Genomic DNA, 12,689 nt, shown 5'->3' with positions numbered 1-12,689 from the left:
AACAAGGCGCGGGCTTTGGGAAGTTTAGTTACAATTTCCTGTCTACCGGCGTCAGCACGAATAATTTCGCCGCACTCAAGCGGAGATAAGGGAAAGAAATGGCCAAAGGGCATGGATCAGGCGACACAGTTGTAATCAAAAAGTACGCGAACCGGCGACTTTATGACACGTCAACATCCTCCTATGTCACACTCGACCATCTCGCCGAGCTTGTGCGCAAGGAAGTCAATTTCGAAGTTCTGGATGCAAAAACGGGTGAAGACCTGACCCGCGCTGTTCTCACGCAGATCATCTTCGAGCGTGAAACCAAGGGCGACGGGGCATTGCCGCTCTCATTCCTTCGCCAGCTGATCGGCTTTTATGGTGGCGGGTCCCAGTCCATGCTGCCGGCCTGGCTGGACATGAGCATGAACAGCTTCGCTGCGAGCCAGGAAAAGTTGAAGAAAGCGATGGGCGGTGCCCACCCGATGGCCTTCTTCGAAACCCAGGCGCGGCGCAATATGGACATGTTCGAGCAGGCGATGAAAATGTTCACCCCGCCAATGGCCGGTGCAACCTCAGCGACCGAGCCGGAAGAACCCGCAGCGCCTGACGCGCCCGAAGAGGAGCCTGATGACGAGCGCGACGCCGCGATGTCAGCGCTCAAGGCGCAAATGAAAATGATGCAGGAACAGCTGGAAAGCCTGTCGAAGAAATAGGCTTTGCCTATTGAAGCGAGCTTGCCGCCAAGACTTCGCCATGCCCTCGGGCCTGGACGATGACGGCACAGCTGCCATCGCAGGTGTAACCGTATGTTACCCGGCCGCCAGTCCATGTGCCGAGCAGCTCTGACCGGGTGACGGGGTTCACCATATCTGTGGTGTTGGCGTCGCCGGAAAGGTAGCTCACCAGGCGGACTTCAACAGGCTCGCGCAGGACGCCGTCCACAGAGAACCCACCGCGGACCGGTTCGATCGAAACGCCGCTTGCGCGCTTGTGCGACTGGTCGTCGATATTGGCTTCAACCGTTTGTTTCCGGGTTGCAGGACACTGCTTCTCACCATCATACACTGATTGAGGCGTATAAGGCGCGCGAAGGCCAAAGCGTTCTGTGTAGGCTTTCTGCCGCTCGCTCGCGAATGGCATCGCCATAGGGTCCGGCTGGCCCACATAATCCCAGTAGTCGACTGACCAGGTCAGGATCAGCACATCATCGACATGTCCGGCTTCAACATCGCGAAGGGTGCGGTGCGCCTTCGGGCAGGCCGTGCAGTTCTGCGACGCGAACAGTTCGACCAGCACCGGGCGCTCAGCCATAGCCGGCGCAGAGGGCGCCAGAAGCATAGCAGAGAGAATCACGAGCCATTTGATCATCGCGCTCACATATCGCCGTCTTGTGACACTTTTAAATCACTTGGCCGTGAACGCGCAGATGCCGCGCCCTTTTGGAGCGCGGCATCGTTGATTTTCTTCAGAATGACTAGTGACTAGGCAGCGTCGCGCGCAAGATTGCGCAGCACATAGTGAAGAATGCCGCCATTGCGATAATAATCGAGCTCGTTCTCGGTATCGATGCGCACGATCGTGTTGGCCGTGACTTTCGATCCGTCTTCACGAGTGATCTCGACGTCCATCTTCTGGCGCGGCGTGATGCCTTCAATGCCCTTGATCGTGACCTGCTCCTTGCCGGTCAGGCCGAGCTCCTTGGCGCTTTGGCCTTCCGCAAACTCAAGCGGCAGGACGCCCATACCGATCAGGTTGGAGCGGTGGATCCGCTCGAAGCTGCCAGCGATGACAGCGCGGACGCCAAGCAGGATCGTGCCTTTGGCGGCCCAGTCACGCGACGAGCCATTGCCGTAGAGGTCACCAGCGAACACGACGAGTGGCGTGTTCGTCGCTTCATACTTCATGGCCGCATCATAGATCGGCATCTGCTCGCCGTCCGGATAGTGAACCGTCACGCCGCCTTCGACACCCGGCACCATCTGGTTCTTGATGCGGATATTGGCAAACGTACCACGCATCATGACTTCATGGTTACCGCGGCGCGAGCCATAGGAGTTGAAGTCCAGCGGTTTGACGCCGTGCTCCTGAAGATAGATGCCAGCCGGGCTGGAGGCCTTGATCGAACCGGCCGGAGAAATGTGGTCGGTCGTGATGGAGTCGCCGAACAGCGCCAGCACGCGCGCGTCCTTGATGTCTTCCTGCTTATCGAGGTCGAGGCCCATGCCTTCAAAGTAAGGTGGGTTCTGGACGTAGGTCGACTCAGGTGGCCAGCTATAGGTCTGTCCACCGGACACCTCGATGCCTTGCCAGAGCTCGTCGCCCTTGAAGACGTCGGAATAACGATCGCGGAACATGGCTGGCGTCACGGCGCTCGCCATGATGTCGGAGATTTCCTTCGAGGTCGGCCAGAGGTCTTTCAGGAAGACGTCATTGCCGTCCTTATCCTTGCCAAGCGGGTCAGTCGCGACATTGCGGTGCATCGAGCCAGCCAGCGCGTAGGCAACGACCAGCGGCGGCGAGGCGAGATAGTTGGCGCGGATGTCCTGGCTGATCCGGCCTTCGAAGTTGCGGTTACCGGACAGGACAGAACAAGCGACAAGATCATTTTCGTTGATCGTCTTGGAAATGGCCGGCGGCAGCGGGCCGGAGTTACCGATACAGGTCGTGCAGCCATAGCCAACGAGGTTGAAGCCGAGCGCATCAAGATCGTCCTGCAGGCCAGCACGCTCAAGATAGTCCGTCACGACCTGTGAGCCGGGTGCGAGCGATGTCTTCACCCAAGGTTTGACCTGCATGCCTTTTTCACGCGCCTTGCGGGCGACAAGGCCTGCGGCAATCAGCACGGACGGGTTTGAGGTGTTCGTACAGGAGGTGATGGCTGCGATCACGACGGAGCCATCATGGATGTGATAGTCGCTGTCGGGAACGGCAAACTTCGGAATGCCATAGTCTTCCGGCTCAGTGTTGACCATATTCGCGCCTTCGTCCTCGAAGCGGGCTTCGGCGCGCGTTTCAGGCTGGTGGTCATCAGAGACACCGCCGCCCTTGATAACCTTGACGTCCTTGCGGAACTGCTCAGGCGCGACGTCGAGCAAGATCTTGTCCTGCGGGCGTTTCGGGCCGGAAATACAAGGAACGACGGTCGACAGGTCAAGCTCGATCGTGTCGGTGAAGACAGGATCCGGCATGTCGTCACGCCAGTAGCCCTGCGCCTTGGTGTAGGCTTCTACCAGTTCAATGCGATCATCCTCGCGGCCGGTTGAGCGCAGATATTTTAGGGTCTGCTCGTCAGTCGGGAAGAAAGCACAGGTCGAGCCGAATTCAGGCGACATGTTGGAGAGGGTCGCCTGATCTTCCAGCGTCAGATTGGCGAGGCCAGGGCCGAAGAATTCGGTGAACTTGGCGACAACGCCCTTGTCACGCATCATCTTGGTGACGGTGAGGACGAGGTCCGTCGCGGTTGCGCCCTCTGGCAGCTTGCCGGTCATCTTGAAGCCGATCACTTCAGGGATCAGCATGGAGACAGGCTGGCCGAGCATCGCCGCTTCAGCCTCGATACCGCCAACACCCCAGCCAAGGACCGACAGGCCGTTGATCATTGTGGTGTGGGAGTCGGTGCCGACGCAGGTGTCGGGATAGGCAACCGTTTCGCCGTCTTCTTCGCGGGTCCAGACGGTCTGGCCGAGATATTCGAGGTTCACCTGGTGGCAGATGCCGGTGCCGGGCGGAACGACGCGGAAATTCTCAAATGCCGAGGCACCCCAGCGCAGGAACTCATAACGCTCCTGGTTGCGCTCATATTCGATCTTCACATTCTTCTGAAAGCTGTCGGCGTGCGCGAAATTGTCGACCATGACGGAGTGGTCAATGACGAGGTCGACGGGCACTTGCGGGTTGATCGCCTGCGCCGAAGCGCCGAGCTTCTTGGCGGCATCGCGCATCGCGGCAAGGTCTACGACGGCTGGGACGCCGGTAAAGTCCTGCATGAGGACGCGAGCCGGGCGATAGGCGATTTCGTGGCCCGTCTTACCTTTATTCTCGAGCCATTTTGCAAAAGCAGCGATGTCGTCTTTGGTAACCGTCTTGCCATCTTCAAAGCGCAGCATGTTCTCCAGCAGCACCTTGAGCGAGGCCGGCAGGCGTGACACATCTCCCAAACCGTTTTCAGATGCGGCTTTGAGAGAGTAATAGGTGTAGGACTTGCCGTTGACGTCGAGGGTGCGGCGGGAATTGAAACTGTCGAGGGATGGCATCAGTTGAATGACCTCTTCTTGTAAGAATGTGATCGGCGCGCTGAGAGGCGCTGCCTGCTGTTGCCAGCGTCATACAGGCCAAGTCGCCAGTGTGCAATCGCAGCAATGTGACCCATTTTCAGAGCGTTGGCCGCTTTGAGCGAACAATCCCTCATTAACGCGACCGGGCTTGGTGCCATTCGCGGCGAACGCGTGCTGTTTTCAGCGCTCGATCTGACGCTTGGCTTTAATGAAAAACTTGTTCTTCGCGGGCCGAACGGCTCAGGCAAATCGACCCTGCTTCGAATTCTCGCAGGCCTGACAAAACCGGACGCGGGCACCGTCGAGCGACAGGGAAGCCACCACTGGCTCGGCCATCGCAACGGTATCAAATCCCATGAGACCCCGCGCCAGCACATCGCCCATTGGGCGCGCGCCTGGGGCAGCGAGGCCGACCCTGTGACCATCGCCACGCAGCTGGGGCTGCAACGACCGATGGATGTCGCCGGGCGGTTGCTGTCTGCCGGCCAGAAGCGGCGCACGGCGATCGGACGGCTGCTGCTGGTGGACCGCCCGATCTGGTTGCTGGACGAGCCGTTCACGGCGCTCGATAGCGACGGGCGTGCGCTGCTCACGCAGATGATTGACGAGCATTGTAAGGCGGGCGGCGGCGTCATTGCGGCGCTGCATGGCGACGCGCCATTCGAGGCGAGCCGCGAGGTGATGCTTTGACTAGCCCCTCACCCATTCACGCCGCCTTCCGGCAGGCGATCAGCGAGGCTTGGGCCGGCGGGGCGGGCGCGCTGCTGCCCATCGGTTTCTTTGCAGGCGCGGCGATGCTTGTACCGTTCACCATCGGCTCTGAAGCAGAACGGCTTGCAGCGATCGGCACCGGCGTGCTCTGGGTCGCGCTGGCTCTGGCATCGCTCGTCTCCATGGAACGGCTCTTCCAGGCCGATCTTGAAGATGGGACGCTAGAGCTGTGGGCGCAGGATGAGACGCCGCTCTTCCTCATCGCTGCAGCCAAGATTCTCGCCCATTGGCTCATCTCCGGCCTGCCGCTGGTCATCCTCACACCGCTCATCGGCATCACGCTGCAGGTGCCAGCCGAGCAGCTGGTTCCAGCGATGCTGGCTTATGGACTTGGTGGCCTTGCCTTCTTTCTTTGGGGCGGGGTGGCTGGCGCACTCGCGGCCAGCGTGCCGCGCGGGGGTCTTTTGATTGCGCTGCTGGCGCTACCTCTCTTCATCCCGACGGCAATTTTCGGCGCTTTGTCAGTCCAGACGGGGCTTGAAGGCCCGAATATTCTCTTCCTCGCGGCCTCGACGCTATTCGCGCTGGCAGTGGCACCAATTGGCGCATCTGCGGCCTTACGCTTGGCTGTGGACTGAGGCGCGAGTATCAAGACCCCATGATTTCAGCCTTCGCCAATCCGCATCGCTTCATGGCGCTTTCAAAATGGCTCGCGCCTGCCTGTCTCATCGTGGGTGCGCTGCTGATCGCCTATAGTGTCTGGCAGGGCCTCTGGGTGGTTCCGCAGGACGACTATCAGGGCGGCGATATCATGCGCGCCATGTTCATCCATGTGCCGTCTGCCTGGCTCGCCATGGGCAGCTATCTGGGCCTCGCCCTTGCGAGCTTTGTCTGGTTCATCTGGCGACATGAACTTGCCGACATGGCCGCCAAGTCCATCGCGCCGCTCGGCGCAGGATATACGGCCATGTGCCTTGCCACCGGGTCGATCTGGGGCAAACCGACATGGGGCACCTGGTGGCTCTGGGATGATGCACGGATGATGTCGGTCCTCGTCATGTTCTTCCTCTTCCTCGGATACATGGCCCTTCGCGCCGCCATGGAAACGCGCCAGAAAGCGGCTCGCGCTGGGGCGATCCTCGCCATGATCGGGGCGGTGAACGTGCCGCTGATCAAATTCTCGGTCGATATCTGGTCGTCGATCCATCAGGGGCCCAGCGTCATTCGCGCCGATGGCCCCGCCATGCCAGCCGTGTATCTTACGCCGCTCCTCATCGGCGCGCTGGGCCATATGATCTTCTTTGCAGGTCTCACCATGTTGATGATGCGCGCCGAGGTCTGGCAGCGCCGCAGCGACGTGATCATCGCGCGCAAACTGGCGGGGGGCTGACGCGATGCTACCGAATTTCGACGACAATGCTCCTTTCATATGGGCGGTCTATGCGATCGGCCTCGCCGTGCCTCTGCTGCTGCTGATCTATGCTAGCCTGAAAGCCAAAGTGTCGAAGGAAAAGCTTGAGACACTTCGCAAGGAGAAGACCGGATGAAGCGCTGGCAAGCCATCCTGCCACTCGCTGCGCTGGTTGGTCTTGGAACGCTGGGCGCGATCCAGCTGATGCGTCCGGCCGAGGATAGTTTCACCGCCAAGGCCGACCGGATTGCCCCGGCGACCGTCTTCCCGCTGCTGAACGACGAGACCGAGACGATCAGTTTCGATCCGCCGCCGGGCGACAAGCCTGTCATGGTCAATCTGTTCGCCAGCTGGTGCGCACCGTGCCGGGCCGAACACCCGGAAGTGACCGCGCTCGCCGAGGCACATCCCGGCCAGGTATTCGGCCTCGCCTATAAGGACAGGCCCGAGGATACGCTTGGTTTTCTTGCAGAGCTGGGCAATCCATTCGAGAAGATCGGCGTCGACCGCTCCGGTCAGGGCGGCCTGGAGTTCGGCCTCACCGGCGTGCCTGAAACCTTCGTGATCAGCCCAGACGCCAAGATCATCCTGCACGTTCGCGGCCCGCTGGATGCAGACCGGCGCGAAAAGGTCCGTGCAGCCCTGGAAGGCTGACCCTACTTTTTCTTCTTCTTTTTCTTCTTCGAAGATTTCTTGTCGGACTTGGACGACTTCTTCGCAGCCTTCTCAGCCTTGGCGTCGTCGTCCTTGGCGGGTTTCGCCTTTGACTTTTTAGGCTTTGTTTTTGTGTCGGTCTTGGCGGGCGCTTTTTCCGCGGTCGGCTCTGGCTCTGTCTCCGACGGCGCCTCGACGACCGGCTCTTCCTCTTCAGGCCCACCGATCTTTGCAAGGGACTCCAGGAAGCCGGCCCGGCGGTTGGCGCGAACCAGATCGAGTAACTCCTTGTCAGCAGCCACAACGCTCGGCAGCGCGGCTTCATAGGCTTTGCGGCCCTTGGCCATCAGCGACACAGCCTTGGCGCGGGCATCCTCCTTGGACGTCACCCGCTTGATGTGGCCGGAGGCTTCCATCCGCCGGACCATTTCGGCCAGCGTCGACCGGTCAATGCCGGTCTCATCCACGAGGCGCGCCTGGCTTTGACCCTCTTCCTTTGCCAGCGCAGCAAGCACCGCAAACTGACGAAGCGTAAGGCCTTTTTCGGCGAGAGCGGCGGCGGAGATATTCACCGCAGACTGCTGGGCACGATGCAGCAAGTGGCTCGGAGATGCTCTCAATTCAAAGCTGGTCTCTGCTTGTTCGCCCGCCATATCGCCCTTACCCTCATCGCTGCTGGACATCATTTATTGTTCCGTGCGTCAGTTTGGGTACTAACCGTTTACGGATCAACGGCTTTCTCCAATAAAGCGAGACAATTACAGGATGATGACACCTGAACGGACAGAAAACTTCGAGCATCGCATTCCCGAGGGCGACGACCGGACAAGGCGCGTGTGCGGAACATGCGGTTTCATCGATTACCAGAACCCGCGCATCGTCGCCGGGTCGGTGGTTTGCAAGGATGACAAGATCCTGCTCTGCAAGCGGGCGATCGAACCGAGGTTGGGCTTCTGGACCTTGCCTGCCGGCTATATGGAGCTTGGCGAAACGGTTGAGCAGGCTGCCATGCGCGAAGCGCAGGAAGAAGCCTGCGCTGACATCGAGATCGACCGTGTGCTGGCGGTCTATTCTGTCCCGCGTATCGGTCAGGTGCAGGTGATGTTCCGGGCCAATCTCATGTCTGATTTCAAGCCGGGACCGGAAAGCCTCGAGACCGAACTGGTGGCCTGGAAAGACATCCCGTGGGCAGAGCTGGCCTTCCCGACCGTGGTCTGGGCGCTGACGCACTTTGCTGAAACGCGGGATCAGGCCAATTTCGCGCCCTTCGCAAATCCGCCGGGCACGGAGAAGCTGACGACCTAGTTCTGCGGCTCTTCTTGCAGGTGCTTCAGCGTGTACGGCACGTTCAACGCCCCGAATATGAAGGTGATGACCATGTTGCCAAGCTTCCAGTTTGCCCAGACGTCTTCTGCATTCTTGTCGCCAAAGGTGAGGCCCAGGAACTGATAGGTGCCGGCCGGGGCTATGGTGAGGCCGGCAAATTCAAGCGGCGCTTCGAAGCCGGGCGCATAGGTGCGCCACAGAAACTCGTTCCAGACAGCCATGGCGACGAAGAACAGACCCCAGCGGATGGCCAGCTGGTTCCAGGCATGGTCCGGCAACGCGAACACAGACTTGAACATCACGCGCCAGACATTCTGGCCGACCGCCATACTGCCGAAGATGATCGCCGCCAGGAACAGGTTCTGGATGGTCGGCTTGATGTAGATGAATGATTTTTCCTGCAGCAGGATACCGAGAAGGCCAAAGCCACCGACAATCGCCGACGTAATCACCAGGAAAGGCGGGATGGGCTGCTTGTGACGAACCTTGTTGGCAATGACGCCCAGCGTCAGAACGATCAGCACACCGGTTGCCCAGTAGAGCGCGCTGTCCTTGTTGACCCATCCAAAGTCGATATTGGTGATCCGCAACAGATTGTAGACCAGCACGAAGCCGATGACGGGAATGAGGTCGCCCCAGATCTGGTTGGCCTTGTCGGCAGCGGTTCCGATGTCGTTTTTCTGTTCAGTCATGCTTTTCTTACGAAGCTCCGGCCTGTCTGGATGCAGCGCGACTGTCTTGCACGAATGAACGCGCGCCGCCAGCGTCGATGACAAATGCGACGACGACATAGGCTGCTCCGCCGACGATGGCCTTGGCGAACAGCTCCGCCCAAGCCCCGATTTCAGGCACCAACATAACAGCAGGCCACATGGCAAGGCTCGCCAGCGCGATCTTTCCGAGATCAAGCAGAGGCAGCGGCAGCGCAACATACTTCCGTCCGAAACCGCCGAGAAGCAGAATGCCAACGCCATAGCTCCCGATCGTCGCGCCAACCGCGCCGAGCAGGCCGAATTGCGGGATCAGGACAAGATTAGCGACGACGTTCACGACGACCGGGATGCCCATCAGCAGCGCCCGCTCTTTCGTCTTCTTCGCCAGTTGGAAAGCTTCTGAATAATAATGGATCAGAAGGCCGTTCATCAGCCCAGAGAACGCGATCCACGGAATGATCTGCATGGCGCCCTGGCGCAGGTCTTCGCCAATCATCGCTTCCGCCAGAGGCTTCGCAACGAGGGCTAGACCGGTCGCGGCCGGCAAACCGACAAGCAGAATAATGCGAATGAGTCCGCCTGCCTCTCTTGAGGCCGCCTCTGGTCCGTTTTCTTCGTAAGCGCTCATGACGAGCGGAGAGCCGGCCATGGCGGCCCAGGCGCAGATCAGAAGGACGGTCTTGTCAGCGACGCCATAGCCGGCAGCGTATTCACCGACGGACGCTTCACCCATGAAGACAGCAATCAGGAGACGGTCGGCAGCCGACAGGAAGAGGTCGAGACAGAGCGCGGCGGCAATGGGCAGGCCGTATCCGAGATAGGTCTTCATTCGGGCCGGATCGGCGCGCCCACCCTTGCCTTGCGCCCATAGCCAAGGGGCTTCTGTCAGAAAAAGCAGGGCTGACGCCGCCACAAGTCCGATGAATGGCGCCGCGGCGCCAGCATCAGTTTTCCACGCGGCGAGGACGCCGACAGCGAAACCGCCCAACAGCTTGCTTGTCGCGACCAAGGCATAGCGGCGGACCTGATGGTTCGCCCTTTGCGCTTCCAGAGATGTCTGGATGGCCGTGTTGAGCGGAAGCAGAAGCGCGATCCATGGCAGGATGTCGAAGTAGTCCGGCATGTTTCGCAGCGCGACCGCGACAACAAGAATGATCAATCCTGCGACGACCAGAGACCGCAGGAGCAGGCCGCGTATCGTGGCGTAATGGTTCGCCAGATCACCCTCAGCCTTTGCCGATGCTGTGAACCTGTAGGCCGCCGATTCTGCTGGTGCGAGCGACGCTGTATGGATCAGCGCCATGACCGAGAACATCAGCGCATAGCGTCCGTATTCATCGGGGCCCAGCAACCGGCTGAACGCATACACCCCGCCAAACGAGGCGAGCGCCGTCGCCAGGTTCACAGGCAAGTATCCAGCAAGGTGGCGGGCGAATTTCATCGAGCGTTTGTAACAGGGATATCCGAAGGGAGGATTAAACTCAGGCTTCGAGCATCAGGAGGCCTGCGGCCAGCACAATGGCGGCAGCGATGCGCCGCTTGCCCAGCCCCTCCTTCAGGAAAACAGCGCCGAGGATCGCGCCGAACACAACAGAGGTCTCGCGGATCGCGGTCACCGTCGCTGCTTGCGTCATGGAAAATGCCAGCAGGGCTGCGCCATAGGAGAAGACGCTGGCAACGCCGCCGACCACACCGCCGACCAGCTGAGGCCGAAGACGCGTGACCAGCACACCGCGCCTCGTCCACATCGTCACAATTGTCACGCCAATCCAGTCGAGCAGGAAGAGCCAGACGATGAAAGTGAAACGGTTCTCAGCGATGCGTACGCCATAGGCATCCGTCACGGAGTAAAGCCCGATGCCGATCGCTGTCAGGCCGGCCCATATGAGGGCTGTCTGGTTCAGCTTTCTCTTGCCGGTATCCTCGCCCTGCGGCAGCGCAAAGATCAGCAGCGCGACCGAAGCCAGTAACAGGCCAAGCCAGCCCAGCGCCCCCGGATACTCATTTAGCGCAAAGACGGCGATGATGGCCGTCATCAGCGGTGCCAGTCCGCGCATGACCGGAAAGACGAGGGACAGGTCACCGCGGTGCAGCGCGCGGATCATAAAGAACTGGTAGATCCAGTGGGCGGCGATGGCGAGCGCTATCGGCCCCCAGAGCGCCGGCTCCGGCAGAGGCACGACAAAAGCGAAGGGTGCCATGCAGAGCGCCGAGCTCACCGACAACACCATGCGCGCGGTCAGGACGTCCCCGCCACGCTTGACGGCAAAATTCGCCACCGCAACCGTAATCGCGGAGAAAAGGCAAAGGGCGATGGGGGTGAGGCTTTCGGACATGGGCGAGGTCGCCGTTCGTCCAGCGGCGGCGCAAAGTCAAGCGTGCCGCGAAGAGAGAGAGAGAGAGCACAAGAACCGCAGGCGCCGTCTCAGCTTTCGTGTCCCGTCGACCTAACTACTAGGTGGGTGCCAGATGGGATAGGCCACGGCCAGTCCCAGCGCCAGCTCCCTGACGGAACTTAAGGTCGGCGGACAACTAGCGTCCTCGAACGCCGCAGCCCTTGTGCAGCCCTTAGAGATAGTGTGCCGACCGGCCTTTGAATAGTGGGGCGCAGCTGAATTCGCCGTAGGGTTCGTTCATCATCTAATTCATTGAATCTTCTTGCTTCCTGCGTGATCGGGTGAAACTCTGGTAATGAACCAGTGAAGACATTCGGGAGATTTGAAGATGCGCATCATGGTCCTCACCCTTGCTGCCCTGGCGCTTGTGGCTTGCGGCAAGAGCGAAACCCCCGATGACCCTGCTGCTGATACCGAGACTGCCACAACTGCCGAGGCGAGCGACGTCGCCACGCAGGAAACGGCCGCGCCCAACCCGCTGGATGCCGGCCAATACTGCTATTTTCGCGATGATGTGAATGTTACCGAGGGGCTCGAGGTCACGGTCGCCGATAATGGCATCGTGACGGGGACCAATTTCGGCCAGATCCATCAGGAAGCGGCTGGCTATTTCGCGAGCTTTGACACACAGCTAACCAATGGCGTCCAGGGCGAGGGCGACGAGGTGACATTCGATCATGTCACGAAAGTCGATGGTGACACCCAGACCGGCCGGGTGATGTGGACTCTCACCCCAGACGTCGCTGCGCCCGACGGGCTGGAAACGAAGCTGACGGCAGCAGACTGCGATGGCCTGATGGATCGCATCTTCCCGGTCATCGACGAGGAATAGCTAGCCACACGCGAAAACCATGGCGGCGCTCCTGTCACGCCGGCTGCCCACGAAAAGCGGCCCCATATACGTAATCTCCGCAATTGGCAGGCTTTTGGTGATGACCGAAACTTGGCCTTCCATACAATTCAATGGAGAGCCACCATGTCCCATGTGCCACATGAACTCGCCGAAGAGTTTCCGAACCACGTCGACCGGATGCACGTGCTGAAACAGTCAGATCCACATTTCGCCCGGCTGGCCGAGCAATATCATGACATCAACCGCCGCATTCACCGCATCGAAACCGATATCGAACCAGCGAGCGATGCTTACCAGACGGACCTGCGCAAGAAGCGCCTCTTCCTGAAGGACTTGCTCGTCACGCGGCTGAGCAGCGAACTCTAG

The 12,689-nt window shown here is 60.1% G+C and carries 15 protein-coding genes and 1 other RNA gene; 9 read left to right on the top strand and 7 right to left on the bottom strand.

What is annotated here, in order from left to right; translation table 11 throughout:
- The first annotated feature begins 98 nt into the window (after positions 1 to 98).
- Complete coding sequence (gene phaR, locus WNY37_RS03850) at positions 99 to 698, top strand: polyhydroxyalkanoate synthesis repressor PhaR (RefSeq protein ID WP_342972140.1); 600 nt, start codon at positions 99 to 101, stop codon at positions 696 to 698.
- Positions 699 to 705: 7 nt separating this feature from the next.
- On the opposite strand, the gene WNY37_RS03845 is transcribed toward phaR, so the two are convergent.
- Both WNY37_RS03845 and acnA read right to left on the bottom strand, forming a co-directional pair.
- Positions 706 to 1,353 carry a DUF1223 domain-containing protein gene (locus WNY37_RS03845; protein WP_342972139.1) on the bottom strand — a complete coding sequence of 216 codons (648 nt, stop codon included), beginning with the start codon at positions 1,351 to 1,353 and terminating at the stop codon, positions 706 to 708.
- A gap of 113 nt (positions 1,354 to 1,466) precedes the next feature.
- Positions 1,467 to 4,238, bottom strand: a complete 2,772-nt coding sequence (gene acnA / locus WNY37_RS03840) for an aconitate hydratase AcnA (protein WP_342972138.1) — start codon at positions 4,236 to 4,238, stop codon at positions 1,467 to 1,469.
- A 135-nt stretch (positions 4,239 to 4,373) separates the two neighbouring features.
- On the opposite strand from acnA, the gene ccmA reads away from it, so the two are divergent.
- Genes ccmA through WNY37_RS03815 form a run of 5 tightly spaced genes read left to right on the top strand, consistent with a single transcriptional unit; the run spans position 4,374 to position 7,035 of the window.
- Positions 4,374 to 4,949 carry a heme ABC exporter ATP-binding protein CcmA gene (ccmA, locus tag WNY37_RS03835; RefSeq protein ID WP_342972137.1) on the top strand — a complete coding sequence of 192 codons (576 nt, stop codon included), beginning with the start codon at positions 4,374 to 4,376 and terminating at the stop codon, positions 4,947 to 4,949.
- Positions 4,946 to 5,608: a heme exporter protein CcmB gene (locus WNY37_RS03830; RefSeq protein ID WP_342972136.1), complete on the top strand. Its 663-nt coding sequence runs from the start codon at positions 4,946 to 4,948 to the stop codon at positions 5,606 to 5,608. Before ccmA ends, WNY37_RS03830 begins: the two co-directional genes overlap by 4 nt.
- Positions 5,609 to 5,628: 20 nt before the next feature.
- Positions 5,629 to 6,360, top strand: coding sequence for a heme ABC transporter permease CcmC (ccmC, locus tag WNY37_RS03825; RefSeq protein WP_342972135.1), 732 nt, complete (start codon positions 5,629 to 5,631; stop codon positions 6,358 to 6,360).
- A gap of 4 nt (positions 6,361 to 6,364) precedes the next feature.
- Entirely contained in the window at positions 6,365 to 6,517 is a 153-nt protein-coding gene (locus tag WNY37_RS03820; protein WP_342972134.1) for a hypothetical protein, read from the top strand.
- Complete coding sequence (locus WNY37_RS03815; protein WP_342972133.1) at positions 6,514 to 7,035, top strand: redoxin family protein; 522 nt, start codon at positions 6,514 to 6,516, stop codon at positions 7,033 to 7,035. The genes WNY37_RS03820 and WNY37_RS03815 overlap by 4 nt, the downstream gene beginning before the upstream one ends.
- Before the next feature lie 2 nt (positions 7,036 to 7,037).
- On the opposite strand, the gene WNY37_RS03810 is transcribed toward WNY37_RS03815, so the two are convergent.
- Positions 7,038 to 7,721, bottom strand: a complete 684-nt coding sequence (locus WNY37_RS03810) for a MarR family winged helix-turn-helix transcriptional regulator (protein WP_342972132.1) — start codon at positions 7,719 to 7,721, stop codon at positions 7,038 to 7,040.
- A 79-nt stretch (positions 7,722 to 7,800) separates the two neighbouring features.
- On the opposite strand from WNY37_RS03810, the gene WNY37_RS03805 reads away from it, so the two are divergent.
- Positions 7,801 to 8,340, top strand: coding sequence for an NUDIX hydrolase (locus WNY37_RS03805; RefSeq protein WP_342972131.1), 540 nt, complete (start codon positions 7,801 to 7,803; stop codon positions 8,338 to 8,340).
- Here WNY37_RS03805 and WNY37_RS03800 read toward each other — a convergent pair.
- The 4 genes from WNY37_RS03800 to ssrS all read right to left on the bottom strand — a co-directional run bounded on the left by WNY37_RS03800 (position 8,337) and on the right by ssrS (position 11,634).
- Positions 8,337 to 9,053, bottom strand: coding sequence for a septation protein IspZ (locus WNY37_RS03800; protein ID WP_342972130.1), 717 nt, complete (start codon positions 9,051 to 9,053; stop codon positions 8,337 to 8,339). The two genes, WNY37_RS03805 and WNY37_RS03800, sit on opposite strands and share 4 nt — an antisense overlap.
- Before the next feature lie 7 nt (positions 9,054 to 9,060).
- Positions 9,061 to 10,515, bottom strand: a complete 1,455-nt coding sequence (locus WNY37_RS03795) for a lipopolysaccharide biosynthesis protein (RefSeq protein WP_342972129.1) — start codon at positions 10,513 to 10,515, stop codon at positions 9,061 to 9,063.
- Positions 10,516 to 10,555: 40 nt separating this feature from the next.
- Positions 10,556 to 11,410 carry a DMT family transporter gene (locus WNY37_RS03790; RefSeq protein ID WP_342972128.1) on the bottom strand — a complete coding sequence of 285 codons (855 nt, stop codon included), beginning with the start codon at positions 11,408 to 11,410 and terminating at the stop codon, positions 10,556 to 10,558.
- Between the two features lie 68 nt (positions 11,411 to 11,478).
- Positions 11,479 to 11,634: non-coding RNA, 6S RNA (ssrS, locus tag WNY37_RS03785), on the bottom strand.
- Between the two features lie 164 nt (positions 11,635 to 11,798).
- Here ssrS and WNY37_RS03780 point away from each other — a divergent pair.
- Positions 11,799 to 12,302, top strand: coding sequence for a hypothetical protein (locus tag WNY37_RS03780; protein WP_342972127.1), 504 nt, complete (start codon positions 11,799 to 11,801; stop codon positions 12,300 to 12,302).
- 144 nt (positions 12,303 to 12,446) lie between these two features.
- A complete protein-coding gene (locus tag WNY37_RS03775; RefSeq protein WP_342972126.1) occupies positions 12,447 to 12,689 on the top strand; it encodes a DUF465 domain-containing protein in 243 nt (80 codons plus the stop codon).

This window comes from Henriciella sp. AS95 (genome assembly GCF_038900055.1).
Lineage (GTDB): Bacteria > Pseudomonadota > Alphaproteobacteria > Caulobacterales > Hyphomonadaceae > Henriciella.
This window is presented reverse-complemented; position numbering and strand designations above follow the sequence as displayed.

Excerpts from the sequence above, each read along its gene's own strand:
- WNY37_RS03815 (WP_342972133.1), top strand. The coding sequence starts at position 6,514 with ATGAAGCGCTGGCAAGCCATCCTGCCACTCGCTGCGCTGGTTGGTCTT.
- WNY37_RS03795 (WP_342972129.1), bottom strand. The coding sequence starts at position 10,515 with ATGAAATTCGCCCGCCACCTTGCTGGATACTTGCCTGTGAACCTGGCG.
- phaR (WP_342972140.1), top strand. The coding sequence starts at position 99 with ATGGCCAAAGGGCATGGATCAGGCGACACAGTTGTAATCAAAAAGTAC.
- WNY37_RS03790 (WP_342972128.1), bottom strand. The coding sequence starts at position 11,410 with ATGTCCGAAAGCCTCACCCCCATCGCCCTTTGCCTTTTCTCCGCGATT.
- WNY37_RS03820 (WP_342972134.1), top strand. The coding sequence starts at position 6,365 with ATGCTACCGAATTTCGACGACAATGCTCCTTTCATATGGGCGGTCTAT.
- WNY37_RS03810 (WP_342972132.1), bottom strand. The coding sequence starts at position 7,721 with ATGATGTCCAGCAGCGATGAGGGTAAGGGCGATATGGCGGGCGAACAA.
- WNY37_RS03775 (WP_342972126.1), top strand. The coding sequence starts at position 12,447 with ATGTCCCATGTGCCACATGAACTCGCCGAAGAGTTTCCGAACCACGTC.
- WNY37_RS03805 (WP_342972131.1), top strand. The coding sequence starts at position 7,801 with ATGATGACACCTGAACGGACAGAAAACTTCGAGCATCGCATTCCCGAG.
- acnA (WP_342972138.1), bottom strand. The coding sequence starts at position 4,238 with ATGCCATCCCTCGACAGTTTCAATTCCCGCCGCACCCTCGACGTCAAC.
- WNY37_RS03845 (WP_342972139.1), bottom strand. The coding sequence starts at position 1,353 with ATGATCAAATGGCTCGTGATTCTCTCTGCTATGCTTCTGGCGCCCTCT.
- WNY37_RS03800 (WP_342972130.1), bottom strand. The coding sequence starts at position 9,053 with ATGACTGAACAGAAAAACGACATCGGAACCGCTGCCGACAAGGCCAAC.
- WNY37_RS03780 (WP_342972127.1), top strand. The coding sequence starts at position 11,799 with ATGCGCATCATGGTCCTCACCCTTGCTGCCCTGGCGCTTGTGGCTTGC.
- ccmC (WP_342972135.1), top strand. The coding sequence starts at position 5,629 with ATGATTTCAGCCTTCGCCAATCCGCATCGCTTCATGGCGCTTTCAAAA.